This window comes from Acidimicrobiia bacterium (genome assembly GCA_012959995.1).
Classification (GTDB): Bacteria; Actinomycetota; Acidimicrobiia; order Acidimicrobiales; family MedAcidi-G1; genus MedAcidi-G2B.
In genome coordinates, this window is sequence record DUCC01000013.1 from 1 (window position 1) to 26,628 (window position 26,628).

At 51.0% G+C, this 26,628-nt stretch carries 26 protein-coding genes and 1 pseudogene (1 of these 27 only partly in view); 8 read left to right on the forward strand and 19 right to left on the reverse strand.

All coding sequences use genetic code 11. The features are described from left to right. The first annotated feature begins 145 nt into the window (after window positions 1-145). Genes EYQ49_03875 through EYQ49_03895 form a run of 5 tightly spaced genes read left to right on the forward strand, consistent with a single transcriptional unit; the run spans window position 146 to window position 4,960 of the window. Entirely contained in the window at window positions 146-1,516 is a 1,371-nt protein-coding gene (locus EYQ49_03875; GenBank protein HIG25023.1) for an exopolysaccharide biosynthesis polyprenyl glycosylphosphotransferase, read from the forward strand. Then, window positions 1,513-2,484: a glycosyltransferase family 2 protein gene (locus tag EYQ49_03880; GenBank protein ID HIG25024.1), complete on the forward strand. Its 972-nt coding sequence runs from the start codon at window positions 1,513-1,515 to the stop codon at window positions 2,482-2,484. The genes EYQ49_03875 and EYQ49_03880 overlap by 4 nt, the downstream gene beginning before the upstream one ends. Before the next feature lie 47 nt (window positions 2,485-2,531). Further along, window positions 2,532-3,365 (forward strand): ABC transporter permease, encoded by an 834-nt coding sequence (locus EYQ49_03885; GenBank protein ID HIG25025.1) that lies wholly within the window; start codon window positions 2,532-2,534, stop codon window positions 3,363-3,365. Continuing rightward, window positions 3,362-4,105 (forward strand): ABC transporter ATP-binding protein, encoded by a 744-nt coding sequence (locus EYQ49_03890; protein HIG25026.1) that lies wholly within the window; start codon window positions 3,362-3,364, stop codon window positions 4,103-4,105. Before EYQ49_03885 ends, EYQ49_03890 begins: the two co-directional genes overlap by 4 nt. A 3-nt stretch (window positions 4,106-4,108) precedes the next feature. Continuing rightward, entirely contained in the window at window positions 4,109-4,960 is an 852-nt protein-coding gene (locus tag EYQ49_03895; protein ID HIG25027.1) for an SMP-30/gluconolactonase/LRE family protein, read from the forward strand. Here EYQ49_03895 and EYQ49_03900 read toward each other — a convergent pair. The 5 genes from EYQ49_03900 to EYQ49_03920 form a co-directional block, all read right to left on the reverse strand. Beyond that, window positions 4,957-5,958, reverse strand: a complete 1,002-nt coding sequence (locus EYQ49_03900; protein ID HIG25028.1) for a hypothetical protein — start codon at window positions 5,956-5,958, stop codon at window positions 4,957-4,959. The genes EYQ49_03895 and EYQ49_03900 overlap by 4 nt on opposite strands. 68 nt (window positions 5,959-6,026) lie before the next feature. Beyond that, window positions 6,027-6,764, reverse strand: coding sequence for an SDR family oxidoreductase (locus EYQ49_03905; GenBank protein HIG25029.1), 738 nt, complete (start codon window positions 6,762-6,764; stop codon window positions 6,027-6,029). Next, window positions 6,761-7,705 (reverse strand): dihydrofolate reductase, encoded by a 945-nt coding sequence (locus EYQ49_03910; protein ID HIG25030.1) that lies wholly within the window; start codon window positions 7,703-7,705, stop codon window positions 6,761-6,763. The genes EYQ49_03905 and EYQ49_03910 overlap by 4 nt, the downstream gene beginning before the upstream one ends. After that, window positions 7,702-8,376: an acylneuraminate cytidylyltransferase family protein gene (locus tag EYQ49_03915; GenBank protein ID HIG25031.1), complete on the reverse strand. Its 675-nt coding sequence runs from the start codon at window positions 8,374-8,376 to the stop codon at window positions 7,702-7,704. Before EYQ49_03915 ends, EYQ49_03910 begins: the two co-directional genes overlap by 4 nt. Next, window positions 8,370-9,320 (reverse strand): glycosyltransferase family 2 protein, encoded by a 951-nt coding sequence (locus EYQ49_03920; GenBank protein ID HIG25032.1) that lies wholly within the window; start codon window positions 9,318-9,320, stop codon window positions 8,370-8,372. Before EYQ49_03920 ends, EYQ49_03915 begins: the two co-directional genes overlap by 7 nt. On the opposite strand from EYQ49_03920, the gene EYQ49_03925 reads away from it, so the two are divergent. Next, on the forward strand, window positions 9,244-10,218 hold the full coding sequence (locus EYQ49_03925) for a glycosyltransferase family 2 protein (protein ID HIG25033.1): 975 nt from the start codon (window positions 9,244-9,246) through the stop codon (window positions 10,216-10,218). The genes EYQ49_03920 and EYQ49_03925 overlap by 77 nt on opposite strands. A 6-nt stretch (window positions 10,219-10,224) precedes the next feature. On the opposite strand, the gene EYQ49_03930 is transcribed toward EYQ49_03925, so the two are convergent. Further along, entirely contained in the window at window positions 10,225-12,447 is a 2,223-nt protein-coding gene (locus EYQ49_03930) for a glycosyltransferase (protein ID HIG25034.1), read from the reverse strand. Beyond that, on the reverse strand, window positions 12,444-13,301 hold the full coding sequence (locus EYQ49_03935) for a DUF115 domain-containing protein (GenBank protein ID HIG25035.1): 858 nt from the start codon (window positions 13,299-13,301) through the stop codon (window positions 12,444-12,446). The genes EYQ49_03930 and EYQ49_03935 overlap by 4 nt, the downstream gene beginning before the upstream one ends. 111 nt (window positions 13,302-13,412) lie before the next feature. Between EYQ49_03935 and EYQ49_03940 the strand changes: the two genes are divergently transcribed. Together EYQ49_03940 and EYQ49_03945 are read left to right on the forward strand one after the other, a co-directional pair. Continuing rightward, window positions 13,413-14,120 carry a DUF1698 domain-containing protein gene (locus tag EYQ49_03940; protein HIG25036.1) on the forward strand — a complete coding sequence of 236 codons (708 nt, stop codon included), beginning with the start codon at window positions 13,413-13,415 and terminating at the stop codon, window positions 14,118-14,120. 129 nt (window positions 14,121-14,249) lie between these two features. Then, window positions 14,250-15,404: a class I SAM-dependent methyltransferase gene (locus tag EYQ49_03945; GenBank protein ID HIG25037.1), complete on the forward strand. Its 1,155-nt coding sequence runs from the start codon at window positions 14,250-14,252 to the stop codon at window positions 15,402-15,404. Here EYQ49_03945 and EYQ49_03950 read toward each other — a convergent pair whose 3' ends face one another. The 12 genes and pseudogenes from EYQ49_03950 to lipA all read right to left on the reverse strand — a co-directional run. Beyond that, window positions 15,405-16,343 (reverse strand): class I SAM-dependent methyltransferase, encoded by a 939-nt coding sequence (locus tag EYQ49_03950; GenBank protein HIG25038.1) that lies wholly within the window; start codon window positions 16,341-16,343, stop codon window positions 15,405-15,407. Further along, complete coding sequence (locus EYQ49_03955) at window positions 16,336-16,755, reverse strand: VOC family protein (GenBank protein HIG25039.1); 420 nt, start codon at window positions 16,753-16,755, stop codon at window positions 16,336-16,338. Before EYQ49_03955 ends, EYQ49_03950 begins: the two co-directional genes overlap by 8 nt. A gap of 126 nt (window positions 16,756-16,881) precedes the next feature. Then, window positions 16,882-18,099, reverse strand: coding sequence for a hypothetical protein (locus EYQ49_03960; protein HIG25040.1), 1,218 nt, complete (start codon window positions 18,097-18,099; stop codon window positions 16,882-16,884). Then, the gene (locus tag EYQ49_03965; GenBank protein HIG25041.1) at window positions 18,096-19,319 is read right to left on the reverse strand and encodes a hypothetical protein; all 1,224 of its coding nucleotides are present in this window, start codon (window positions 19,317-19,319) and stop codon (window positions 18,096-18,098) included. Before EYQ49_03965 ends, EYQ49_03960 begins: the two co-directional genes overlap by 4 nt. Window positions 19,320-19,323: 4 nt before the next feature. Continuing rightward, window positions 19,324-21,054 (reverse strand): HAD-IIIC family phosphatase, encoded by a 1,731-nt coding sequence (locus EYQ49_03970; GenBank protein ID HIG25042.1) that lies wholly within the window; start codon window positions 21,052-21,054, stop codon window positions 19,324-19,326. Between the two features lies 1 nt (window position 21,055). Then, on the reverse strand, window positions 21,056-21,292 hold the full coding sequence (locus tag EYQ49_03975; GenBank protein ID HIG25043.1) for an acyl carrier protein: 237 nt from the start codon (window positions 21,290-21,292) through the stop codon (window positions 21,056-21,058). Window positions 21,293-21,387: 95 nt separating this feature from the next. Further along, the gene (locus EYQ49_03980) at window positions 21,388-22,614 is read right to left on the reverse strand and encodes a DUF2142 domain-containing protein (GenBank protein HIG25044.1); all 1,227 of its coding nucleotides are present in this window, start codon (window positions 22,612-22,614) and stop codon (window positions 21,388-21,390) included. Next, a complete protein-coding gene (locus EYQ49_03985; protein ID HIG25045.1) occupies window positions 22,611-23,375 on the reverse strand; it encodes an ABC transporter ATP-binding protein in 765 nt (254 codons plus the stop codon). Before EYQ49_03985 ends, EYQ49_03980 begins: the two co-directional genes overlap by 4 nt. Then, entirely contained in the window at window positions 23,372-24,226 is an 855-nt protein-coding gene (locus tag EYQ49_03990) for a hypothetical protein (protein ID HIG25046.1), read from the reverse strand. Before EYQ49_03990 ends, EYQ49_03985 begins: the two co-directional genes overlap by 4 nt. A 9-nt stretch (window positions 24,227-24,235) precedes the next feature. After that, on the reverse strand, window positions 24,236-25,084 hold the full coding sequence (locus tag EYQ49_03995; GenBank protein ID HIG25047.1) for a hypothetical protein: 849 nt from the start codon (window positions 25,082-25,084) through the stop codon (window positions 24,236-24,238). A 2-nt stretch (window positions 25,085-25,086) separates the two neighbouring features. Beyond that, entirely contained in the window at window positions 25,087-26,193 is a 1,107-nt protein-coding gene (locus EYQ49_04000) for an aminopeptidase P family protein (GenBank protein ID HIG25048.1), read from the reverse strand. Between the two features lie 28 nt (window positions 26,194-26,221). Next, a pseudogene (lipA, locus tag EYQ49_04005) lies at window positions 26,222-26,628 on the reverse strand (lipoyl synthase); it runs 632 nt beyond the window's last position.

Below are 26,628 nucleotides of genomic sequence, written 5' to 3' on the forward strand. Positions count from 1 at the left end.
TACCCGGCCGCCATAAAGCAAACCAGTGGTGCCGTCATCGCCTTTGCGGGTGTAGATCTTCATTGGTCAGATTCTAGGCACAACAACCATGAACTCTGGCTTTAGCAGCCGGGCGTTACCCTAGGGGGAGCAAACTTTACTTACTATGCCTCCACAAACTTCACCGGCGTTGCCGGCCGCACCTGACACGGAACCTTGGCCATTGCCTTGGTTGCGCTCTTTGGGTTTCAGATACTTGTTGATACTTGATGCCATCGGGCTCTACGCCCTCATGGCTCTCATCATTACCTTGCGCTTTGGCGCAACCTGGCCTACTTATTCAACGGGCTATTACCTCGTCGGGTTCGCTGCTGCCACCGTTATTCATCTTGGGGTCTACTATTTCGGTGGTTTATACGAATACGAACAGCGCTTAGGTCGGCCAGCTTGGCTGCCGAAGGTCTCAGCTTTATCGCTAATGGCGGTGCTTCTTTCTGCCTTTATTGCTTTTACCACCGGACGATATTTTATGCCTCGCGGCAACCTGCTGGCATTCCTCGTTGGCTCTTCGTTGCTCATTACTTTTAACCGTTGGCTTTCTCGCTCGGTGCGCTCGCGACGCTTTGGGCATCCACGGGTTCTCTTAGTTGGGCAAGCCACCGACCGGCGGCTGGCCGCTTCCCACTTAGAAGAATCTGGCGGCGACATTGAGGTAGTGGGTCAAGTTGCACCAGGCGGTGACTTGATTGAAGAAATTGACTTAGTTGACGCCACCGATGTGTTGCTGTTGAGTGGCGAAACCCTAGATGAGATTTATCCCCAGCCTTTAGGCCAATTAGGGCAGAGACGGATTGGTGTGTTTAAACGCATCACTCCGGCGGACACTTTGTTGGGTTTGCAACGCAGTCGCCAAATAGCAGGTATGCCTTTTGTTGGGTTGAGAGCCCATGCCTTACCCTTGTGCGAACTACGTCTGAAGCGCCTCTTAGATTTGCTTTACCTCGCCCTTGCGACACCACTGATCATTTCTGTTTTCCTTTCCGTGGCGACCTATGTGCGGCTACGCGGCGGGGCGGGCATTTTCTATCGCCAGCAACGGGTGGGTTACTTAGGAAAGTCTTTTGCCATGTGGAAGTTTCGCACCATGGCCCACAATGTGGAGTCAACAACCGGCGCTCAACTAGCCACTAAGGCTGACCCAAGAGTGTTAGCCGGCATGTCTTGGCTGCGCCGAACTCGTTTAGATGAGTTGCCGCAACTGTGGAATGTGCTTAAAGGTGAAATGTCGCTCGTTGGCCCTCGCCCCGAACGCCCAGAGTTTGTTCAACAGTTCGAAACAGCAATACTTGGCTACGAACGACGCCACGATGTGCCACCTGGCCTCACCGGTTTGGCACAAGTGCGGGGCCACTACCAAACGGACCCGTCATACAAATTGGGTCACGACCTGCAATACATCGTGAACTGGTCAGCGATTCTTGATTTACAAATTGGTTTGAAGACGGTGCTGGTGGTTTTGCGTCGTTCGGCTCGATGACCGACCCCGCTCCCCTCCCTTCGCTTTCGGTGGTGATTCCGGCCTTAAATGCAAGTTCGGTTCTAGATGCCTGCCTTAAGGCAATATTTGCTCAAGACTATTTAGGCAACCTTGATGTCACGGTGGCTGTTGGTCCAAGCAGTGACAACACCAAAGAAGTGCTTGCACGCTGGGCGGCGCAAGAAAACCGTTTGCAAGTGGTCGACAATCCAACGGGTCGCACCCCGACTGCCCTCAACCTCGCTATCGCCGCTAGCCGCGGAGATATCGTGGCCCGGGTTGATGCTCAGTCGGTTTTACCTGCGGGATATCTGCAACAAGCCGTTTCTACTTTGCTACGTACGGGTGCGGGGAATGTCGGCGGTATACAGCATCCGGTGGGCGACGAGGGCACGCAACGCATCATTGCTTTAGCCATGCGCTCGCCCTTTGGTGCCGGTCCGGCGAACTTTCGCGGGCACGGGACGGAGGGCCCAACCGACACGGTATACCTAGGCACCTTTACCCGAGCGGCCCTTGACTCCGTCGGAGGTTATGACGAGTCGTTGATACGCAACCAGGACTACGAATTGAATTGGCGACTCCGTCAGGCCGGGTATCTCGTCTGGTTTGATCCGAAACTTAAAGTTGACTACTGGCCACGGGATACTTTGAAAAAATTAGCTTCGCAATATTTTCAGTATGGGGCATGGAAACGACGAGTTATTTTGCAAAACCCTCGGTCACTTCGTCTGCGCCAGTTGGCGGCCCCCGGGCTGGTTTTAGGACTCTTGGGGTCAGCCCTTGCTTTAGCGCTAGGGAACCTTTGGGGTCTCGTCCTGCCCGCCACCTACTTGACTACCTTGATAATGGCTACACAGAGCACCAAAACCCCTCTCAACTTGAGCAACCGCATCGCCGTCATGAAAACTTTTGCCAGCATGCACTTGTCTTGGGGCTGGGGTTTCCTCACCCGACTCGCCAAGTGACCATCAAAATAAACCATGCCGGAAGCACCTCGCGGTAGGGTGGCTTAATGGCCGACAACCCCGCTGACGCCGATCTCATTGAGCTCGGCACCAAAACCCCGCTGGGTCCTTATTTAAAAGAGATGTGGGATCGTCGAGAGTTTGCCATTGTGGTCCCTGCCAATGATATTCGTGCCCAAAACATGGACACTTTTTTAGGTCAACTCTGGCATCTACTGAACCCCCTCATGCTTATTGGCGTTTACTACATCATTTTTGGCGTAGTACTTAAAACAAGTCGCGGTGTAGAGAACTTTCTTGGGTTTCTGGTCGTTGGAATTCTTATTTTCCAGCTCTCTCAACGAGCCATTCAAGAAGCGGCGGCATCTATTAGACGCAACGAATCACTTATCCGCTCTATTCAGTTCCCCCGGTCTTTGCTGCCGGTATCGGCGGTAACTGGCCAAACTATTGCCTTTATCCCTAGTTTGGTGGTGCTTTTAAGCTTCGTGCTTATAACTGGCGAGCGGCCTACCCTCCGGTGGTTGTTGCTCCCGATAATTTTGTTAGGCCAAGCCTTATTCGGGGTCGGAGCTTCCTTCATCATTGCTCGTATCGGCTTTGCCGTTACCGATATTCAACAAATTCTTCCTCACCTTTTTCGCTTGTTATTTTACATGTCGGGGGTCATCTTCAGCGTCGAGGTTTTCATCACTAACACCACCATGCAAAACTTATTTGCTCTCAACCCCATGTACGACATCATCACTGCTGCTCGGTGGGCCCTTATGGGGCTCCCTCTCCCCGTTGCTTGTGTAGTGGGTTTGGTTTTATGGGCACTTCTTCTTCCCATAGCCGGTCTTCTCTTTTTCCGGGCTCGCGAACACCGGTACGGCGCATGAGTGCCCGTCCTGCAGTGATCGCCGATGAGGTAAACGTCATCTACCGGGTCTACGAAGACAGCAAACCAGGCATCAAACAGATGTTTTCCAAAGGCCGTACACACCGCAAGTTTCGCTCAATTCACGCGGTTAAAGGAGTCTCTTTTCGACTCGACGAAGGCGAGAGCTTGGGCATCATTGGGTCGAACGGGTCTGGCAAGTCCACCTTACTGATGGCTCTCACTGGCTTGTTGCCCACTGAGTCTGGGAAAATAAAAGTTCGCTCTCGCCCTACCTTGTTGGCGGTAAGCGCTGCTTTACGGCCTGGCCTTTCTGGGCGACGCAACATCATCATTGGCGGCCTGGCCATGGGCATGTCTAAACGCGAGATTGATGAAAGGTTAGATGAGATCTGTGCTTTCGCCGAGCTTGAAGATTTTATTGATCTCCCTATGCGAACCTATTCTTCTGGGATGAGAGCACGCTTATCTTTTGCTATCGCTACTGCACACCAACCAGAAATTCTACTCATTGATGAAGCCCTCGCCGTAGGTGACGCGCACTTCAAGGAGAAAAGCGCCGAGCGAATTAACAAAATTCGTTCCCAAGCAGGTGCGGTAATCTTAGTGAGCCACGATACGGCAGAAGTGGCTCGATCTTGTGAACGCGCCTTGTGGATCGAAAAGGGAGAATTACGCGCCGACGGGCCAACCGACGAAGTGGTTGCTTTATATAAAGCAGCCACTCACCCGAACAGGTAGCCAATGCTTGCCGAACTCCTACTAACTGCCGGAGCCGACCTCGGTGAAGGCCCAGTTTGGGACCCGCAAGCCAACGAGGTGGTCTGGGTAGATGTTTTAGCAGGCCAAGTAAACCGAGTATCTTTGGAAGGCAAATCGGGAACCTCCAAAACACTCCCCAGCGCCGTGGGAGCAGTGGCTTCAACCGTTGAGGGTTCTTGGGTAGGGGCCATACCGACTGGGCTGTGCCGCTTCCATGATTATTCTCTGGTGTCTGAACTGCCAAAAATGGCCGATGATCTTCGCATGAATGACGGAAAAGCTGACCCTGTGGGCCGTTTTGTGGGGGGAACCATGACCACGGGCCAACCACGAAAAGAAGCAGGTTCCTTATGGTCTTTTGATGACCAACAGGTGCAACTACTGGTTGACCAGGTAACCATTTCCAATGGTCTCGACTGGTCAGCCGATGGTCAAACCATGTTCTACATAGATACCCCCACCCAATGCATTGACGCATTCGACTACGACCTCACTAACGGGGAAGTTTCGAACCGCCGGCCATGGGCTCGTATCCCGCCAGAACTCGGTGCACCAGACGGCATGTGCATTGATGTTGAGGGAGGGCTCTGGGTCGCTCTTTGGGGAGGCGGAGCAGTTGTCCGCTTGGAAGATGGGGCCATCACCGAGCGCATTGAGGTACCCACTCCACAAGTCACTTGCCCAACCTTTGCTGGCCCCAATTTGGACCAACTGGTCATTACCACAGCAGCCACCGGGCTCGACCCCTGCTCTCCGGGGGCCGGCGACCTTTACCTTTGCTCACCGGGCATAAGCGGTAATCTCGCCAACAATTTGGGGAGTTGGGCTAACTAGCTAACCAATACCGCGCAAATACGGTCGGCCACATGTTCTGCGGGAGATCCATCATTTACTAGGTGCAGGTGATGATTCAAAAACTCCTCTGCTTGCTGGCGGACTTTCGTTCGGGTTGGCAAATCTGCTTTCAACGCTCTGATTAATTCCTCCACGGATTCCGTAATGGCAAAGGCACCTCGCGGATCGGCAAAAGTAGGCACCTGTTCCCCGTGCGGATTGTGGTAAATCATGGGGATGCCACGTACTAATGCTTCATAGCCAAGGGTGCTAAATCTGGTTACAAATAGCGGGGTGCCCGCCAGCAAAACACTGGAACTATCTGAGGACTTCCGCCAAGGGGCAACCAGGCTTTTATCAGCCACATGTTGCGAAATAACGTACTTCCAGTCGGCGGCCTGCATAGATTTTTGCACACTCTTTAACCAAGGGCCTCGGTGTTGCTCTCCTACCCCATAGGTGAAGTTGAGATTCACTAACAAACGATCACTTTGGACCGAAGTAGGGTTCTCAAACCACAACGCTCTCAGTCGCTCGCTGCCCACCACCGTTCGAGAAGTTCCCGCCAACGCTTGGTAGTCATATTGTCCGAGGCAAAATACATGGTCAACAGACCGATAAGCCTTCCGTTGCTTTCCTGTATCAAGATCGGCAAAATCTTGCACTCCTTCTACCCAAGCAAACGTAGGGACACTTTGCGTTTTCATTTTTTTCACCAAAGAGGCGGTGGTCCCCCAGTCGTTGAGCACCACTAATGCCCTTGCTCTTGCCAACTGCTGTTGAGAAAGAACCGGCCCTGAAGGGTTGGGAGATACGGCAAGCAACTCCTGGTGGCGCTTGTTGGCAGGCCTCCATCGAGACAAAACTCGAGAAGTAGGAACGGGGGCCACGATTATCGAGGGTTCTCCGTGTCGCTCTAATGCTGCTGCTAAAGGAAGGAGTTCTTCAAGGTGGTAGGCGGCTTGAGCAACCATTATTACGGCAGGCTGGTCGCTCATTGCCTCAGGCGAAGCCCTCAACACCCGAAATTCTGGTATTCCATCAGCGAACGGCCCGGCCACAAGAACTACTCAGTGGAGAGCCGGGCCGTGGCCCCACCATCAATAACCAAAGTTTGCCCGGTCAGGTACGGGGTTTGTTGCCCGTCAGCAAAGTGCACTATCGAAGGGGCAATTTGTTCGGGGGTGGCTATAAAGCCCAACGGGGTTTTATCAATAAGGTTTTGACGATTTCCCTCCGGGCCTTCCGGGTGCGGCCTCCGGCTTAAACCGGCTTCCAGCATGGGTGTAGCAACCGCCCCAGGCAGAACAGCGTTGCAACGGATCCCTTGTGGGGCGAGTTCCAATGCCGTGGCGCGAGTAAGGGCCACCAACGCTCCTTTGGAGGCAGCGTAGGCCGCTACGTTTATTGAAGTAGCCACTGCGTGCACAGAACTTACGTTGACTATGGCCCCATTTGCCCGGGCAAGTTGTGTAGTGGCGGCTCGCATCATTTGAAAAGCACTTTTGACGTTGAGGTCAAAGACGGCTTGCCATTCTTCATCGCTTGTTTCGGCTAGTGGTTTGTCTAGTCCCCTAGCCGCGTTGTTGACCAGTGCGTGTATTTGTTCCACATCAGCAAGGCGAGAAAATAGATCTGCTACCGCATCTGGTTGCGATAGGTCAGCGCGCTCAAAACGGTCAAGAGGTTGCGGGGCATCATGACGGCCCACTCCTATTACCTGCCATCCTTGGCGTTGAAACTCTGCACATACCGCGGCCCCAATGCCGCTACTGACCCCGGTAACCACCGCTATGCGACTCATAGTTCAAGCTCCACACCAAGTTCTTTAGCTAAGTTTTTTAGCGCTCGCACATGCACCCGGGCGGAGGCTTCCAACGTGTTTGATGCATTGTGAGAGCCAAAAATGACGTTGGATAAACCTCGTATAGGGTCATCAGAGGCTGGAGGTTCTTCTTCAAGCACGTCTACGGCAGCCCCGGCCAAGATGCCACTCTGTAGTGCCCGCACCAGAGCCGGCGTCTCTACCACTGCCCCGCGGCCTACGTTTACCAACCAACCTCCAGGCTTCATGAGTTCAAGATGCTCATCGTTGATCAAGTGATAGGTGCTTGGGTTAAGTGGACAATTAACCGACACGATGTCGCTACGTTGCATAAGTTCTTCAAAAGGAACCACCTGGGCACCAAGTTCCGCAGCTAACTGTTGACTTTCTGACGATGGGTCAGACCCCAAGACGGTCATTCCAGCGGTAACCGCCCGGCGCACAACTGCTCGGCCAATGCCGCCAAGGCCAATTACTCCAATGGTCTTTTCACCCAAAGAACGGCCAGCAGGTTTAGGCCACTGGCCATTTCGTATCCCTTGATCAACAGCATGAAGTTGCCGAAGCAACAACACGCAGTAGGCCATGGTAACGTCGGCTACTTCGTCGTCGAAAGCTCCGGGGGTGTTAGTTACCGGAATGCCTCGTTGAGCAGCGGCCCCTTTGTCTATGCCATCCACCCCAATACCCCATTTTGAAATGGCTTTTAAGTTTGGACTTTGGTCAAGGACCTCGGCGGTGAACTGGTCGTCGCCCGCCACCACTCCCACACACCCGTCGAGAGCTGCCACCAGTTCGGCCCCTTCAAGATGTTGGCCAGATATTTCGGGGAGGGCTACCTCAAAACCTGCTGCCTCCAAGGATGGCAAGTAGGCCTCGATGTCTCGGATGAGTTGAATACAGGTAACAGCAATTTTCATTTTATTTGTTCCTTCTTAATGCGTTGCAGGGTTTCCGCTAAGACAAAGTCGGCTTCTTCATCTATGTCGGTTGCTTCAAGTGGGTCAATTTCAAAGAGCAGCGGCCGGTCGCCAAAGCGGCGGCCTTCGGCTATTTGCTGATTGCTAAACACGTACATACCAGAATTCTCTTCGTAAAGAGGCGGGAGGTCTTGGGTGCGCAACAATACGGTGGGGTCATGGTTGACCGGTTTGAATTCGGCATCATAAAGCCGAGTTTGCAACCGCGTTACCGAAAACAATGAGTCATGGGTATCTAAAGAGTTCTCTAGAGTTGCCAAGCCTTTAGAGACGGTTTCGCTACGCAACAACGGGCTGGTGGAATGCACTTGGAGGTACCAGTCGGCTTCGACTTGCGTTGCGTCGTAGCGCAAAATCTCTGTCATGGCCATTTCACCGCCCAGCAGGTGGTCAGCCCGGGGCAGCACCAATACGGAGGGGAACTTTTCTGCGCATTGATCGGCCACCGTTGGGCTATCAGTATCGATGACCACTCGGGTGACTTCTGGGCAACCCAGTAATGTTTGCAGCATGTGGTGAAACAACGGTTCGCCATTGAAGTCCCGATAGTTTTTCCCGGGAACGCGTTCGCTGGAATGCCGCATAGGCATAAAGGCAACAACGTTTAGCATGGCGGCCTTTCTCGATATCTGGTTTCGGCAGGTAGTCGATTGCTCTTTGCGGTGAAACCTTTGGGGTAATAAAAACGGCGCTTAAGTTCCGAAGTGGGGTCTTCGTGTTGGCGGAAACCCTGCCACGCCCCACGAAACTGAGCGTAGCGAAAACGCGGGATACTCACCAGGTTGCTCAATAAGCGCCACCGCGGAATTGCCGCAATGTAGTCACGAATGGTGTTAGCGGCAAATAACCCGGTTGCTTCAATGAAGCCCATTTTTTGATGGCCGAACACTTTTTTGTGCGCTATGGCTTCTCGGCGATAGCGGTTCATAGTTTGGGCAATGCTTTCTTCATGGACGTGCACAACGCCCGCTTGTGCTTCATACCAAAGACGCTGTCCATTGGCCAGCGCATGTTTCGCCCAAGCCATGTCTTCGAGGCCGGTAAGAGTTTCGTCGTAGGGGGCTTGTTCCCACACGTTTCGCCGAACTGCACAGTTGGCATTGTTGCAAAAAGGGTGCTCTTGGTCTGGGTCAGAAACATCCGGAAACCAGCGGCGCATCATTTCCATCTCAGAGAAATGCGTGCGCTCGTCCCCGGTTTGGCGGCCGTAGACCAAAACCACTTCAGGGTTGTCTTCAAAGGGCGCCACTAGCTGCGCTAACCATTGTTCGTCGATGGGGTATACGTGGGCACTCGCGAACACCAAAATGTCTCCGGTGGCGGCTTGGCAGCCCACATTGAGTGCTCGTCCGAAAGTAAAATCTTGGGGGGCGATTAAAACAATCTCTGCCCCTGCTTCTCGACAAATTTCGGCTGACTGGTCGGTAGACCCAGAGTCAACCAATATAACTTGGTCGGGTTGTCGAGTTTGTTCTGCTATGCCGGCCAGCAGCGTCGGCAAATGTGCTGCCTCGTTGAGGGCGCGTACAACAATCGAAACAGAAAGGGTCACCAGACCAGCCTACCTCCCGGCGTTACGGCTCTTTGGCCACTATCCTGACCACATGCACTCTGTATCTGTGGTCGTTCTTACCATGGGTGATCGACCCGAGGGTTTAGCCGCCGCCATCGAGTCAGCGCGCGCTCAGACCGGTGTAGAACTTGAGGTGGTTCTGGTGGTTAACGGCGGAGACCCTGACCGAAGTTTAGCTGATGTGGTGGTTGAACCGGGGGAAAACACCGGCATCCCAGGAGGTCGCAACCTCGGGGCTGCTGCAGCCTCAGGTGATTTTCTTTGTTTTTTAGATGACGATGCTTGGTATGCCAGCGACGATGTTCTTGTGCAAGCAGTACAAGAGGTCGAGTCCATGCCGAAAGTGGCGGTGGTTGGCCTTGGCATCACTGACCCGGAAGGGAACACAGCAAAGCGGCATCATCCCATGCTTGGCAAACGCCCCGACCGCACCTGTCAGGCCACTTCGTTTCCGGGTGGGGCATGTGTCATACGCAAGAGCGCTTTCACTGAGGTAGAAGGGTTTTTCGCCGAATATTTTTACGGTTTAGAGGAAACTGACCTGTCTTGGCGGCTGATCGATTGCGGTTGGAACATTCTTTATGCGCCCCTACTCAAGGTAAAGCATCCTGTATCGGCACCGGAAGGCCACCATGCGGGCTTCCATGAGTTAACAGCGCGCAATAGGGTATGGCTGGCTTGGAGGTTGTTGCCTGTGGCCGTATCCATCGCCTATCTGGCCAATTGGCTCCTCATTGTCTGCGTACGACGCCCATCTGCCTTTAAGCCAACCATTTTAGGAACTGTTGCCGGGTATAGAAGTCGTACCAAACTTCGAACTCCAATATCGTGGCGCACTGTCGTATCACTTAGCCAAAAAGGCCGCCCCCCGATTTTCTAACGAAACTTACTGCTCATCTAAAAGGTGTAAAGCAGCCTCAACATGCAATGAAAGCGGATCTACATCTAATGGTTCCGGAACGGTCAGAGGGCCAATCGCATCTACCATCTGAGATAATGTTTCTAATTTGCAGTAGATAATACCAGTTGTATCTTTTTTCAATTCTTCAGAAATGACAAAAATAGGGATTCCATAAGCAAGCGGTTCCACCGGAATATTTGGCCCTACACACACTACGGCTTTCAAGGCTGGGGCGATTAACCGAATCTCGTCCAAACCCACAGTGATTCCACTAACCGCCATAAACTCTGGTGTAAAGAGCAACGAGTTGCCAGGCAAAGCCTCTTCCAAGTCGGATTTTTCTAACCCACTGGTGGCCCCTGCGGCAAGAACCAAAATATCTTCACCACGGACCGTCTTTCCTTGGCCATCAATCGGGGAGAGCGCTGTACGTAACCGGTCTAAACGGGAGTGCCACCCAACTATTTTAACTTCCTTAAGGCCCTCAAATTGCTCAACTTCCCATGCTCCTCGTACATGGGCTACATCTATTTTGGCATCAGCGAGGGGCGGTTGTACCGTTGGTTCGCAGGCAATTACCATGTGCTTATACGGATCTACGCCACCCGCACTTCCTGTTGAGCTAATGAGAAGTTTAGGGTCACTGACTGGTACTGCTACCCGATGAACTCCTTCTGCCAGCATGGCGCGGCGAGCAACGGCATCTCCATTGTCCAGCATGGCGACTTTCTTTCCTGCTTCTACTAACTCACGCCCCACCAACAATAATTCTCTTACCGCATCTGCACTCTTAGCTACTAACAAGACGTCCCAATTAACGCCTGCGGCGCTCATTGGGATTGAACCTCGTATCCTTGAATGAGATTCTTTTAATCGCTCCAACCTCTCTTGGTTGATTTCTCCACGATGTGAACTTTCTTCTCTTGTACCATCGCTTTCTCTTCCTCTCACTGCTATGAGTTCTTTTACCTTTTCTTTAATTCGATCTCCATCTTGACGAGAAAGGCGAGTTGTGCGAGTTTGATGCCTCCTGAGCGCTACATCTATTCTTCCGTCAACGTCCAAAAGGAAAGAAGAAGCTCCGATCAGCCCAGGTGGAAACAACTCTGAAGTTTTTTTAATTTGCTCTTCATCATTGAGCAATACAGCAAAAGTAAGAAAAGAAACCAATCGTTCGATTCTTTTAACCTCGCTCGGTATACCCAGTGGCGGGAGCCGGTAGGGGGCGGGGGCAGAAACGCAAATTGACTCTTCGCACATTGGATTTTTCATATACGAATAAACTTTCATGGCATTCTGAGCATGGCCGTGCGGGTCACCTGAAATCATAGAACTGCGTTTTTGCCTGTAAGCGACACCTACTACTTTTGAAAACTTCAATCTATATCCATTGCGGAATAGCCTCGTATTAAAATCAAAATCTTCTGCGGTCCGAAAAGAATTATCATACCCATCAAGTGATTTGACCACATCACGACGAACCAAAGGACTCGTTGAAATCACTTGATTCTCGCCGCCTCCTGTCAGATAATCAATCGTTGTAAACGACTTTCCCGGTGTCGACGGAAGGAATCCTAACCCGGAGGGTTCGGAAACTACGTTCCAATCGCACCAACTTCCTGCCGTCAGAGGATTCCCATCTTTTGCTGCTTCGATCCTAGTTCCCAAAGTATTTGGGAACATAAAATCATCACCATCAAGAAATGTCAGAAACTCACCACGAGCACTATCAATCCCAGTATTGCGCGCTACTGCTAAACCCACATTTCTATCTCTTCGGATGACCCTAAAACGCCGGTCCCCCTCAGCATGTTTGAGCGCTATTTCAATGCTGTCATCAACGGATGCATCGTCCACAACAATGCATTCCCAGTTAAGAATATCTTGCCTTCGTATGCTCCAAAGGCAGGTGTCAAGAAATGCTCCATCATTATGCGCCGTGACTATCACACTCACTTCGGGGAAGTCTGAGGGCTGGACCGGCGCTGGTTCTACGACGAATTTTGGCAGGGGAGGAATAATCCGCACCAAGGAATGCGTTTCTTCTAACACTTTTTTATAAGGTGACCCTTTGGCCCCCCCGATTTTACTTCGCAGTTTGCGAGCGCTCGGACGAAGGATGCTCTTTATTTTCTGAGGAAGCAACCGCCACAACCGATGGAGCACCCGAAGGCCAATACGTAATACAAAGTTAATCCATCGCCTCATTGTTTAACCAATCGGTCGTAGTCCACTCGTGGAAATACCTCGAGATTTCCCCCCTTTGTTGCATTTACGATGCGACGTCCATCCTCTTCAAATATTTCCCGAGCCTGCACATAGGCTCGCTCCATCCTGTCAACTCTCGGCAAGTGCCAGCGTTTGCCGGTGCCGAAATAGTCTGGATGGAAGTGATTTACGTCATCACGGGTAGAAGTAATGGTATTCCCCTCAACTTGTTCCAAATCTTCCACTACATAACTGTGGTCGATCCCAACCAAAATGACCTCTGATGCACCCAAAAAATACGCAAGCTGTATGCAAAGATAAGTAACGGTTCCTCCGACATAGGCAATTCTCGAAATATTTCGAGAAAATCGCGGCCAAGTTGGTGTATCCCTGTAATCGACAGAGACATTCATCCATAGCGTGTCTTTGCTTTTTGGCAAGCAATAACTTAAATAGTTGCCGAACCATTTCGTGGATCCAGAAATCTTTTCTATTTCTTCAGTTCGGTCTTCGGCGACTAAATAGTCTTCCACCACATAATGGGTAACGCTGAATCCCATTTTATCCTCGTTGAGAAAAATGCTATTTGTCCCAATCGTGACTTCATCTGAAAGACGCGCAAGGTCCGTGTCGGCGATACTCGGGCCATTACCGATTATCCACACTCGCTGTCCTTTCAGCGAGTCGCGAAAAGCGTTAATTTTTTGATCGTTGCGAGTCAATGGCATTCTTCTAGCAAGGAAGAGGTATCGAATCCGCCACAACAGCTTGCGCCACAGAGGGACCGGATGATCCCCCAAGGAAACATCTTGGTCGATCACCTTCCCAGCAATTGATTTCAACTTTGTTCTCACTTCGTAGACTATAGCCACTTCGGTTTATAGGTCTCTTGTTGAAGCACGGCCATCAGGGTACATAGAGCATCAACTGCTACAGTCTGTATTCACTCTACAGAAAGAGAACCGATGAATAACCGCTGGACCGAGGAGGCCATCGTCCAACGAGTGGACGAATTGGATGCTGATCTTGGTTGGTACCAAAACATTGATTTAAGAAATGGCCTCTCAACAAAATCACGCCGCGTCTGGGGTGAAGATAGCGACCATCCCAAGAAAAGATTCGACGAAATGGCTTCTGCAATTCCGGAGGATCTCAAGGGCACGTCGGTTCTTGATATCGGCTGCAACGCGGGCTTTTTCTCCTTTGAATCAATGGACCGCGGTGCAACGGATGTCACCGGTATCGACCTTAAGCAGGGCTACATTGACCAAGCTAACTTTTGCGCAGATGTTCGAGGGCAAAATGTTGACTTTCATACCCGTGACATTTATGACCTTCCTGCCTTAGGGAGAACCTTTGACCTCGTATTCTGTATTGGCATTTTATATCACTGCAAATATCTTAAACAAGCTGTTGAATCTGTAGCCAGTGTTGCATCTGGAACAGTGTTGGTGGAAACGGCTATTCACCCAGGGAACAACGATCTTCCTCTCGTGCGCTTCATTCGTTCCTCTCAATATTCCGGGCCTGACTCCAAGGGGGCAGCTCGCCTTCCTGGACATTGGCATCCAAATATGACTGCTCTAAAAGATCTTTTTTATGAAAGCGGTTTCTCTCGCGTTGAAGAGGTCTTCACAGATGGCGGCCGGGGGGGGATTGCCTGCCACCGATGACTTTCTTTAAAAAGTCTCTTCAATCAGTTCTGCATTCTAATGCAGTTACCTCTGCCATGTAGCGAATTCTTAACTTACCAATAGATAACTTGCTAACAATTTTCACCAAACACTTTCAGGACGAACGAAATGAATACAAAAAAAACCAGTAAAAGACTTTTTCAATCAATCCTTGGCTTCTACCGCTCGCCTTCAGGCTTACTGTTGGGAGCGCTCTTTCTTGTTTTGTGTGTCGGCCTCTGGACCAACAAAATCGTAGTTACGGTTTCTCTTGTTTTTTTCGCTGTCGCTCTTCCTTATCGCTTGATGAGAGAGCAACAACGCTCCGACGAACACGACGAAACAATTCGCCGCTGGACATACGGCCAAGTTTCTGCATTAGATGCGCTCAATGCTTCCTTGGGGAACCAGGTCAAAGGCCTCGAAGCTTCCTTGGGGAACCAGGTCAAAGGCCTCGAAGCTTCCTTGGGGAACCAGGTCAAAGGCCTCGAATTGCAACTAAACGAACTAGCTTCACACCAAGCCCTCTCTGAAAGCCGTCAGAGTGGGCTTTTCGGAGAATACCCACAACCTTTCTCCCGGTTCCTTGACAAAACAGTGACCGCTAACCTCGTTAACGTTTGGGACCATGCTTTAAACCTAAACCACACCCTTAATCACGTTGAATGGCTATCTCTTCATCTACAGGACCGCGAAAGGGCCTCTTTGGGTCGCTTCGCTACCACGCTGGCCGATATGGTCTCTCGCGTACTAATCACAAGGTCAGCGCTAGATAGAAATACTCAAATTCTTGAAATTGGCACTCTTTTCGGTCTAGGAAGTTTACTCGTCCATGAAGCAGTACGCCCCTTTTGCGACTCTCTGCAAACCACAGTAATTGACCCTTTTGAGGGTTACTACGACCGGGGCCGATTTGACCCACCCACCGGAATGCCGGTTACCGAAGCCACTTTTATCACCAATCGTCAGATTCTTGGCATCGACGAATCTGAAATTCGCTTGTTAAAAGGACTCTCTAACGATAAATCCATTTTTGAAGCGGCTTCCGACCGGCAGTACCAAGTCATTGTCGTAGATGGCGACCATAGTTACCAAGGCGTAAAAGATGATGTTGAGCGTTACACCCCATTGCTCGCTGACGACGGCCTCTTGATAATCGATGACTACGGAACTGACGATTGGCCAGACATTTACCGTTATGTAAACGAACTCGTAGATTCTGGCCAGTACGAATTGTTAGGCCATTATTCGCGAACCGCAGCCATCTGCCCGAAGAGAGACTAACTACTCCCCCGAAGAATCGGCTAAACCCACTACTGCCCCATAATTCACAGAAATTATGTCAGATGCTGCTGAATTTGGGAGGTTCAAGGGGTAATCAAGTAGGACCTTTAAACCACAATCACCAATCATCGCTTGAATTTCCTCCACGCTGTCAAAAAGAAATACATGGTCAACTGCTTCAAGGTTAGCAACGGTAGTGGCAAATGCTTTACCCGTCTGTCCAAGGCTATTTTTCATGAATTTTAAAATAGCTTCTGGACGGTCCACGTGTTCCAGCACCTCAGAACAGATAACTGCATCAAAGCCATCTGAATTCAACTGACCGTCTACCGAAGGTGACGTGACGTCTGCTTCAATCAGTCGCCAGTTTTTTGCCGGAATACTGAGTGCTTTTAACGTCCGCTCAGTGTATTTTAGAGAACTGGGACTTATATCTATGGCTACATACTTAGCGTTTGGTCGGTGTTCAAAAAGCAATGCAGCAAATAACCCGTGCCCAGGCCCAATTTCCAACACGCGCGGTTCGGCTGGCAACTTAAGAACAAACTCTTCAACAAAAAATCCCAACATTGAAGCATGGTTAGGCCACATGGCGTACGAAAGCGCTAAACCATCTAGATACTCAACCATCATTTCCGGTGCCGAATAAAGGCTGTGTAGATCCTCAGCAGATTCCATTGCGTACTTACCGGTTTTAAGGAAGCGGGCCTGAAGACGCAAAAAATCAAGCGAAGTAATCGCAAAAGCCTCTATTGAAGACTCGCCACGCAATGGGTCGCCCGCACATAAAGTTTCGACATGTTCCATCGCTCTCTCTGCCCACTTAATGCGGGGATCGTTCGGCTCAGCTTGGTTGTAGAGCAACCCTCTTGCGATCACCGGGACCTCAGAATTAAGTCGCTTAGTAACCGCCTCTAAACTCCACATAAAATCAGTCACCGTTCAACACCTTCACATCACTCATAAACTCCACGACCAGTCCAGAACGTCTCTGAACAAAGCCAATCTCTCTTTCAAACACACATGCAAAAGTTGGATGACACACGACAATTCCTCCATTTGATTGCTCGGCCTCTAGGGCCGATTGAACATCTGCTACAAAGTAACAAAGATGGTCTAAACCACCACCGCGCGAAAGTCGAGAATCGACTGGTGATTCACCAACAACTATTGGACTAACAAGTTCGATATCTACCTCATCCTCAATGCGAAGAAGCGCCACATACACTCCTTGCACGGGGTCAGGTGCAGCTGCGATAAGCAAGGTGGCTCCCTCTTTCTCAAAACGCTCAACAGACCGCTCTATATTCCGTACTACGTACCCGATATGTGCGAGTTTCATCTCAGCCATCGTATTAATACCCTTGGTAGACGAACGGCACTGTACCAACCGTCAACGCGAGAACAAGGACAATTAAACAAGCCACCGCAACGCCGAGAAGTGCCTCAATCATGTATTTCAAAACCTTTTTGGAAATCATGGTGCAGTACCTACAACATCGCACTCGGTTGGAAAGCCTTGCTCTTCAGTAAACTGGCAAATCATGCTGGCTAGATAGTCCGCCAGAGGAAGCGCTTCGCCAACATGAACGAGGTCGTTGAACTCCATGGCTGGCAAATATCGAGAAAGCGACTGAGGGATAAATTTCACTTTTTCACCTTCAAAATTCGTTGAATAGTCGTTTAAGTGCGCCTCTAAGCCCTCCACCGCTACTGCTACCTCTTTCGTCTTCATTGAATCTGTGGCTAATGGGGCTAGGTAGATAAAAGTCGGAACTTCAGAGTCAACAACCGCCGAACCGATCCAACCAAGTATCTGTTGATTCCAAGAACTACGACTTGGGTCTGCTTGCTGCAGCAGAGCCGCCTGTGCTTCAAACAGTGAAAGCCCAGGAGGCCGGGAGTCTCGGTGCTCGTTCCAGAAAAAAATAGGAATTTGGAACTGGCCTATCCTTGCCAAATTACTAATTTTTTCGGGCTCAGGCGGCGGGTTCGAACGATCCAAAGCAGAGAAAAAAGGCATTCGTTCCGAAATAACTTTGTTATAACTCCACCTGTTATAAACTGATGGGAGGTTCTTCCCCAACAAGCCAGCAACAAAGTCAACGGGAGTTAAAAGCCCCAACGAAAGCAGCCACGCTTCTGGTCGAGAAACAACAAGGGGGGCAGCAACAGAGTTGAGGTTTGGCCATCCTTGAATCGCTTCATCATTGAACACCCAGAGAGGGTTCAGTGTCAAAACAAGTAGATCAACATCGTTATTAAGAGCTTCTAGCACGCCGACATACTCATCCCACAACCGAATTCCACTCAAAAAATAGATATCTATATCAACCGGGAGTCCATTAACTTTCGCTATCCGCTCCTGCACCAGACTCGGAATAAACTCATAATAACCATCTCCGATGCTCTGAAGCGAAGAACCTCCGACCCACCCGATACGAAATACCTCGGAATTCTCTCCGCTGACGTGGAAACCCCTCCAATCGTTTCGGTCAGCTCCGATCTCGCGAACCCAGTCGCTTTTTATTTTCTCGTTGTACCCAGACGAAAGTTGGTCGTGTGATGGGGCAGGTTTTATTGCTCCAAAGGCAACGAGCCCCACAACTATCCAAATATGAACACGAAAAAGACTAGAAAAAGAGCCCAGCACGCCAAATCGATGCTGCAACTGGCTAAAGATCCACGGCATCATACCCCCAACAGTGCAAGATAAAAGTCTGGTACCTCTGCGATATCAATCATGAGCAGAGGCAAGGCAAGAACCACAAAAGTATACATGGAAAGATTTTTCCCTACCCGAAGAGGCAGGGAAGGGCGTTTTTGTGCAGGTCGATGACCGTTTAATAGACGAGCACCCACCAGCACTAATGCATGACAGAGGCCAAACATAAACAACGACCATGAAATATTGTGCCAAAGGGCTATGACCATCATTGTTGCAGTAATCGCTAAATACTGACGGCGGGATCTCATCCCACCTAGCGGAATAAACACATTGCGCTGAGCGAACCTGGTCAGCGACATGTGCCAGTTGTTCCAATAATCTTGAATATTCAACTTGAAATACGGATTATTGAAGTTCGGCTTCAATTTGTAACCAAAAAGTCTTGACGCCCCCATCGACAAATCAGAGTATCCAGAGAAATTCAAGTAAAAGAACCAACTAAACAACACCAATTCAACCCAGATGGACTGCCAAGAATTTGATTCATAAAATGAGAATACGTCAGTTGCCCCTTTCAACGGGTACGCCAACACGAAAACCTTTACCAACCCTGACATCATCAAAGCAAACGAGGCAGACAAATCATCTAGCGAAGGGAGTCGAGGTGGTTTTGGCTTCCCGGGAGACTCAAGTTCTGAAAACTCAATCACTGGTCCAATGATTTGCACAGGAGGAAAAAACCCGAAAAAATACACCATACTCGGCGGTAGCGCCTCTATCGTTCCGAGACTTGTTTGGACCAATAAATCAATTGCACGAAATACCGCGAATGAAAGGCCGATTGGAAGGATGATGTCCCTCACGGCATCAATTCCACCAAAGTAACTAGACAAGTCCCAAGCCACTTGATTGAACGTTAAGTTAAACCAAATGATAAAACTTTCTGGAACGATTTTCCACGCTACTAGCGGCACAAGCAGCGCCACAATTGTTGCTGTCAAAGCAAGAGAAGCATATGCTCTTTCTCCTAGTCGTGCCAGCAGTCGTTGAAAGATAGCAACAACAGTCCAGAACACGGCATAAAAAATTGCTAACCGTGGAGCAATCAAAAAAACAAGATAGATGCCCAACACGGTGAGAAGCAACCTTCTTGCCCGCTCCCATGGAACCAAATAATACAAAGGAACAATTAACAGACACGCTGCCAAGAGCCACGAGAAGTAATCAAACGTGTTGAAATTCAACATGCAACTACCGCTTTAATGCCACATGGGTTGGAACAGTTAGTTCTCCAGAGTACAGATTTTCAAATACTCCATCCTTGATTAAAAATCCATGATCTTGATAAAAAGTAGCCACCTGGCCATTCTTCACCGTTGGGTTGTAACGCCCTTCAACCAGTTCAATGCCATCACTCTTGGCCTCTTCAACTAAAGCACTCAAAAATGCACTTTCAACCCCTCGCCCCAACACACGGCAACTCAGTAAAAACGAATCAATCAACCAACCATCTTTCATTCTCTCTATCACCGCCACACCGACCACACCGTAGTCCCCGAAACGGTCAGCGACCCTAACTGCACGCACCTCAAATACTTCGGACTCCATCAATGCCGCTATCTCAGACTCAGAGCGGCGAACCGTAGTCAAGTTAAATTGATTAGTCTTATTAGTTAGTTGAGCTACCCTCGCAATGTGCTCTTCTCTGAGTGAGAACACCTCCACTTCGAGTTCCAACGACTGGAGAAATGCTTCACCACTTAGTGTGCTTTGCACCTTCTTCCGAGAACTCTCTGCCAACATCATTTGTGTACGTTCTCGGTCCTCATCGCTAACCGAAATATGGCGAAACAAGCCAGAGTCTGCGATAACAGAAGGAAGTTCAGAAAGTTCATCTGGAACTTGGAGTAACGATACCTCAGGTAATGCCATCTCTACTTCCGCTAATTCAAAGGACGAATCGTCTACGAAAACTAGACTGTCTAATCCGATATTTAGTTCCGAAGCGATCTCTCGGATATTTTCCGACTTGGGCAACCAGTTGACCTTCCAACAGGAAATATCATCCTTTCCCAAAATCATCTCACCATGACTCGCAAAGACTTCTTCCACTATCGAAATATCATTTTTTGAAGCAATAGCTAACATTATTCCTGCCGCACGGAGTTGTACTAGTCTTTTCTGAAAGACACGAAAAGCCGAACCCGGAAAAGTATCGTTTAGTTCTATTCCCCCAAGGCCATCCTCACCTATTATCCCTCCCCATAGCGTGTTATCACAGTCAAGAACAACACATTTAGGCGTAGGGCGATAACCACTAGCAATCACCGCTGAGGATGCTTCGCCTATCTCGATCCAAAATTGGCTTGAATACGGCTGATGATACAGCGCCCACTTTGTCAAGTCATTTGTGTCTTTTATTCCCTCAAGCAACACCAATGTGGCAAGATCAAAAACTGTCACACGACTAAACTCATTAATTGTCTCATTCCAAGTTTTGCCGACTTCAAAATAGAGGCGGCTTAAACGGCGAGAGACCCTTGAATCTCGCAAATCAACTCCCCACGGCGAAGGGAAAGGAGGGTCCGCAACAGTGACAGCAACTTTGCTTGAAAGTTGGCCAAAAAGAAGCGCTAGTTCTTCTACCCCGCTAACTATCTCGGCAAGGCGTTCGTCTTCATCGTCTAAATATCCGTCAACAGCCGCAGAAAATACGTCTTCAATACGCCATAACGCAAGAACATGGTCAACCGATCCGCCGAAGACTGTCTCATGTTCAAGACATAGTTGATGGAGTTGGTTGTAATCAGCAAAACGAAATTTGGGGGACTTCCACCCTCTATCGATTAGAGAAGATCCAAGGTGCACTTCTATCGGCTCGACGGTAAACGAGCCTGCAATTCCTAAAACAAAATCAGGTTCCAAGCTCTTTTGTGTATGCTCACGCCAAAATAATGCTGCTTCTCTTGCAGACCTCGTCATCTCAAATTCCCTCTACGCCCTTCGCTAGGAGAACCTCGCGAGCAGCCCCAATGCTGCGCATACGCATAATTTCTCGAGTGGTTAAAGGGATATCAAAAGTGTCCTCAATTGAAGTCACAAGATCCATAGCTGCTAACGAATCCCAAAGTTCGGTGTTGTCAGGGGAAGTATCGTCGCTGAGAGCGGAAGATTCAACATTTAGCACCTGTGCAAAAACTTCTATTAGCCGATCCGACATAAATAACTCCTATTCAAATTATTGAGAAAACCTAGTTCATTCTAGACTACCCATCGGACGTCTAGCGCTGGACAGCGGAGTGCTTACGAAATGAGTTAATACCGCCGCACATTAATTACTAAGGCCCAAACCTGCACCCCGGCCCACGTGATTCCCAGCAACCCAACAAGTCGGCTCTCCAGCCGGCGAGGCATTTCTACCGTAGCCAAAGAACGCCCAGCAAGGAAAAGCCCACCCACCGCCAACGGTAAATAGTATCGGCCCTGAAAATATGGGTAACGAAACTCGGCGAACACTAAGGGCACCAAAAATACTAGTGCCCCCACCGTCACCAAGGCTCGCGTAACCATCTCGGTTGAAGCCGCCAAACCCAGAAGTAAGAACGTACCCAACACCACCAAGGCAGCCACCATTACCGCATCGCTGAGCGGTGTGTCTAGCCAGCCAAACCAGCCCACAGCTTGTTTCACATAGGTATAAGTGTCATTAGGGATCGAAGCCCACCGGCTACGGCCATTATTGCCCGCCGAAAGAACCGACCAAGAAGGAGCAACCCAAAGAAGACCCGCAGCCACCCCCGCTACGACCAAACCAGCCGCCGCCTTACGGCGTCGCCACACAGAGTGCAACAACTCGGGACTAAGAGCCACTAACGACACCCCTATTGCTCCCAGCCACAACAGCGAGTCTCGACGCACCAGCAAAAAAGCTGCCGCGCTTACCACCAACACTTGTTTCAAACGTCGCTTATCTGTTTCCGTACCCGGGTCGGCTAACACCATCCCTGAAGCCCAAATCACTGCCCCCAGAGCCACCGCTAAACCCGACGGGTTCACGGTGGCCGACAAAAACAACACCATGGGGGTCACCGACAAAGCCCAGCCCAAAATCATGAATTTGCTGGGATAGCGAACAAAAAGTATCGCCCCGGCTAACGCCAACAAACTAGAACAAATCAAAGCCAGCCAAAGGCGCATCACATAAGCCCCAGTCAGACCATGTACGAACAGCGAGGGTAAACCAGCAAGGAAATGAAACAGCGGAGGGTAGTTAGTAGCCGTTGAATCTTCAAAAGTAGGGGCCTCGGACCACTCCAAAGTCATACAATCAGCCGACACCTCGGGGTGAAAAGCCAAACACTTAATGTCATCCACCGGAATGCCATCTACCTTGTAGGGGCCATCAAATTGCCCCCGCACAATGCCCTGGGCTCGCACCATGTGCGCTGGCTCATCCGGCGAAGCAAACATCGGGTTAGTAACCGCCCACACCACCATTAAGGGAAACACCAGCAGGAAAAATCCGACCCAAAGGCGTTTCACAACTCTTCCTGCCTCTCAACATTGACGCTGGCTATATATCGGTCGCAAACCTCGTTGGGTTCCCCCACCTCTACAAGGTGCGAACGGTCAATCCAAGCCACCTGATCACACAGCTCACGCACCTGGTCTAGGTCATGAGAGACCAACACGATGGTCACCCCTTGGCTGCGCAATACCTCCATGTGGTCAAGGCATTTCCGCTGAAAGTCCTCGTCGCCCACGGCAATCACCTCATCTACCAACAGGACCTCAGGATTGACGTGCACAGCAATAGCGAAACCTAGACGCACATACATGCCGCTGGAATAAATGCGCACCGGGGCGTCCACAAAATCACCGATACCGCTGAACTCCACAATCTCATCAACCGCCGCCGACATTTGCCGACGACTCATCCCGAGAATTGCTCCATTGAGATAAATGTTTTCCCTACCCGTTAACTCGGGGTGGAACCCTGCTCCAAGTTCCAGCAAAGCAGAAAGACGACCATTAACGGTGATGTCCCCACTGGTTTGCCGATGGATACCCGCTAACAGTTTCAACAAAGTTGACTTTCCTGAACCGTTATGGCCAATCAAGCCAAAAAAACTTCCGCGGGGTACCTCTAAGTCGATGTCTCGCAGCGCCCAAAAGTCTTCCACGGTCTGCCGACGCGAACGCCGCACTACCGCCTCTTTAACCGAAGTGGGCCGATCACGGACCAACCGATAACTCTTTGATACTCCTTGAACCTGAATCGCCGGGTCGGCCTGCTGGCTCACATTTCCTCACTTAAGGCCATAGAGCGACGGTTCAAAAACCACCAACCCACCCCCAGCGAACCAAAGGCATAGACAGCAAGCAGCGACATTCGAGCCAACGAAGGCCATTCCAAGAAATAAACAACATCACGGGCAGTGCCCACGAACTGACTAATGGGATTAGCGCCAATCAGAGCAGCAGCCGGCAGACCATAAGCCTCTTCTGGGATGATGTCTTCGGTGTAAACAATGGGTACCAAAAAGAACATGGTGCTCAACAAAATAACGATCAGATTCTCTACATCGCGATAACGGGTGTTGAACACCGACATCACCATGCCGATGCCCAAGCCGAACATGGCGGTGAACAACAACACCACGGGCAGAAGCACGATGGTCCAGCCCAAGTTGCCATAAAAAGCCATAAACACCAACAACACCATGGCTTCGATCAAGGCTTGAAAACCCACCGCCGCCGCACCGCCAAAAGCTACCGTTTCTAAAGGAAAATAAACTTTTCGTCGCAAGTCACCCACTGAGATAAGCCAATGCATGGCCCCACGAATCATGCTTTCAAAAAGCAGCCAAATAATTAAGCCACTAAAGAGATACATGGCAAAGTTGAGTTGACCCGACCCGGCCTCTGGTGGTTGAAAACGAAAAATAACCCCAAAGACCAAACTGTAAACAAAGATTCTCGACAGAGGATTCAACAACGACCAAGCCCACCCCAACGCACTGCGCTTATGTTGCACCTTCAACTCTCGTTGAGCAAAGTTAAGGGTCAACGGCAAATAAACCCGTACAGCAGCCAGCCATCTTGTCACTTGGGCCACAGGGCCCTTCCTTTCGTCACCTCGCATAGTAAGCACAACTAAACCTTAGGCCAAGGTGGCACGGGCTACGAGGTCCATGCCGAAAGCGGTGAGAATAGCCAGGTACAACAAACCAGTAGCGGCCATGACCGCCGAATATTGGCGCTCTTTTAACGCCATACGGGTCAGCACAATCAACACGATGGTAAACGCCGTGCAAGCCACCCAAAACCAGCCCAACATGCCGTTGTAGCCATCGGCAATAGCGCCGTTGAGCACCGACACCATGCCGGTAGGCCACAACAAGACAGCCAGTTCAAAAGGCCACAATAAGCCCGACCACCACACCAACTCAATAAGCGGGCCACGAGCCAAACCAGGCTGCACCAAATACCAATGCCCCAACAACATGGCGTCGCTTATAGCCCCCAAAAACAGTGCCCCAATAAGCACCCGAGCCACCGACAACCACGCCGGGTCACCAGCATTAATGCCGCCAGCCACCAACGCCACCACCCCCAAGAGAGGCGCCAATAAATCTAAATGCGCCGGAAACTCCGGTCCATCAGAAAAAGTTTGCTCATCTTTGTCAATGCCGGTCATGGCAGCCACTCGAGCCGAACGGCGCTCTTCGGTGCCTCGCTGACCCGCCACCCCAGCTTTACGACGCACCACCGACACCGCCATGGCCGCCACGGTGGCCGCCAACATAAGCGCCCCAAAAAGGTCACGCACCGGTTGCGACTCAAACAACACCCCAACCGCTACTGCACCAGCAGTCATCACCCCAAAAGTGATGCGCATGGTCCAGCCGTAACCAATGCCTACCTCACGGCGCCGACCAGTGACCCACAAAAAGAACAGTCCGCCGGTGGCCCACTGCAACAACACCGTTGCTGCGTCAAGATCGATCACTGCTAGCCCTCTACTACGGCAAGGCCGTGATCCACCAAGTTCATGGCATCGGGGCCATCAGGGGTGGCCACCAAAATGTCTTCGAGGCGGGCCCCCCATTTGCCGGGCACATAAATACCCGGTTCCACCGAAAAAGCGTGACCGGCGGCCAAAGGCAACAAGTTGCCGGCCACCATGTTGGGGTGCTCGTGCGCCTCCACGCCAATGCCGTGGCCGGTGCGGTGAATAAAAAACTCCCCCAAGCCTGCATCGGCAATAACTTTTCGGGCCGCCGCATCAACGTCTTGACAAGGGGTCCCTACGGTGGCTGCCGCCACCCCGGCGGCATGCGAAGCATGCAACACGGCATAAAGCTCAGCAAACTCAGTCGGTGGTTCACCAATGTGCACGCACCGGGTGATGTCTGAGCAATACCCCACCCCGTTGGGGCCCGCCATGGTGCCGCCAATATCAAAAAGCACGTTTTCGCCATGTTGGATCACCCGGTCGGTCGGGTCGTGATGCGGGCTGGCTGCATTAGGGCCCGAAGCCACAATGGTGAAGTTGACTTTGTAATGGCCCTCCGTGCGAATCCGGCGGGCAATCTCTGCGGCCACATCGGCCTCGGTGCGGCCCACCAACGGCACCAAACCAGCTTGCAAGTCAGCAATAATACGATCTACCGCCGCACCGGCCTGACGCAAGGCTGCAATTTCTGCGGCGTCTTTGACCATGCGAATGGGGGCCGTCACCGCCGAAGCTCGACAAAACTCTGTCCCTGGCAAAGCAGCCACCAAATCAACCAGAAACCCGGCCCACATTTGATCGCCCACCGCTACTTTCTTTGCCCCTTTGATCAGCCCAGCCGCCAAGGCCACCGCATCTTGGCCGTCGCTCCAAGGCAACAAGCCAAACACCTCAGGGTGTTCAGCCACCCGAGGAGCCTCCAAAATTGGCACCAGTAACTGCGGCATCCCTTCTTTGGGCACCACCAACATGGTGAGACGCTCCAACGGCATGGCCTCGTAGCCACAAAAATAAGGCAGGTCAGCGCCCAAAGATAAAAGCAGTGCATCAACACCTTGAGCGGCCATCAACAACCGAGCTTTTTCTATCCGTTGTGCAAACACACCAAGAGCCTACGCCAGTTTCTTGGCGCTAAGCCGGTTGGCTCAGTGCTACCGGCACGGCCACACTTTCGGCAGCCTGACGAGCGTGATAACTCGACCGAGTGAGCGGGCCAGCCTCCACATGGCCAATACCTAAGGCCTCCCCCGCCGCCTTCCAGCCAACAAATACCTCGGGCTCCACCCAGCGATCCACCACCAAATGGTTGGTGGTGGGCCGCAAATACTGGCCAATAGTGACAATGTCGCAACCCACGGCGGCCAAATCGGCCATGGTCATTTCAACCTCAGCATCGGTTTCACCCAAACCCACAATGATCGACGACTTAGCAACCAAGCCCGCATCCTTAGCCCGGGCCAGCACCGACAAACTGCGGGCATAACCGGCCGACGGGCGCACCTGGCGTTGCAAACGAGCCACCGTTTCGATGTTGTGGT

Excerpts from the sequence above, each read along its gene's own strand:
- EYQ49_03875 (HIG25023.1), top strand. The coding sequence starts at position 146 with ATGCCTCCACAAACTTCACCGGCGTTGCCGGCCGCACCTGACACGGAA.
- EYQ49_03880 (HIG25024.1), top strand. The coding sequence starts at position 1,513 with ATGACCGACCCCGCTCCCCTCCCTTCGCTTTCGGTGGTGATTCCGGCC.
- EYQ49_03885 (HIG25025.1), top strand. The coding sequence starts at position 2,532 with ATGGCCGACAACCCCGCTGACGCCGATCTCATTGAGCTCGGCACCAAA.
- EYQ49_03890 (HIG25026.1), top strand. The coding sequence starts at position 3,362 with ATGAGTGCCCGTCCTGCAGTGATCGCCGATGAGGTAAACGTCATCTAC.
- EYQ49_03895 (HIG25027.1), top strand. The coding sequence starts at position 4,109 with ATGCTTGCCGAACTCCTACTAACTGCCGGAGCCGACCTCGGTGAAGGC.
- EYQ49_03900 (HIG25028.1), bottom strand. The coding sequence starts at position 5,958 with ATGAGCGACCAGCCTGCCGTAATAATGGTTGCTCAAGCCGCCTACCAC.
- EYQ49_03905 (HIG25029.1), bottom strand. The coding sequence starts at position 6,764 with ATGAGTCGCATAGCGGTGGTTACCGGGGTCAGTAGCGGCATTGGGGCC.
- EYQ49_03910 (HIG25030.1), bottom strand. The coding sequence starts at position 7,705 with ATGAAAATTGCTGTTACCTGTATTCAACTCATCCGAGACATCGAGGCC.
- EYQ49_03915 (HIG25031.1), bottom strand. The coding sequence starts at position 8,376 with ATGCTAAACGTTGTTGCCTTTATGCCTATGCGGCATTCCAGCGAACGC.
- EYQ49_03925 (HIG25033.1), top strand. The coding sequence starts at position 9,244 with ATGCCGGCCAGCAGCGTCGGCAAATGTGCTGCCTCGTTGAGGGCGCGT.
- EYQ49_03930 (HIG25034.1), bottom strand. The coding sequence starts at position 12,447 with ATGAGGCGATGGATTAACTTTGTATTACGTATTGGCCTTCGGGTGCTC.
- EYQ49_03940 (HIG25036.1), top strand. The coding sequence starts at position 13,413 with ATGAATAACCGCTGGACCGAGGAGGCCATCGTCCAACGAGTGGACGAA.
- EYQ49_03945 (HIG25037.1), top strand. The coding sequence starts at position 14,250 with ATGAATACAAAAAAAACCAGTAAAAGACTTTTTCAATCAATCCTTGGC.
- EYQ49_03955 (HIG25039.1), bottom strand. The coding sequence starts at position 16,755 with ATGGCTGAGATGAAACTCGCACATATCGGGTACGTAGTACGGAATATA.
- EYQ49_03960 (HIG25040.1), bottom strand. The coding sequence starts at position 18,099 with ATGATGCCGTGGATCTTTAGCCAGTTGCAGCATCGATTTGGCGTGCTG.
- EYQ49_03965 (HIG25041.1), bottom strand. The coding sequence starts at position 19,319 with ATGTTGAATTTCAACACGTTTGATTACTTCTCGTGGCTCTTGGCAGCG.
- EYQ49_03970 (HIG25042.1), bottom strand. The coding sequence starts at position 21,054 with ATGACGAGGTCTGCAAGAGAAGCAGCATTATTTTGGCGTGAGCATACA.
- EYQ49_03975 (HIG25043.1), bottom strand. The coding sequence starts at position 21,292 with ATGTCGGATCGGCTAATAGAAGTTTTTGCACAGGTGCTAAATGTTGAA.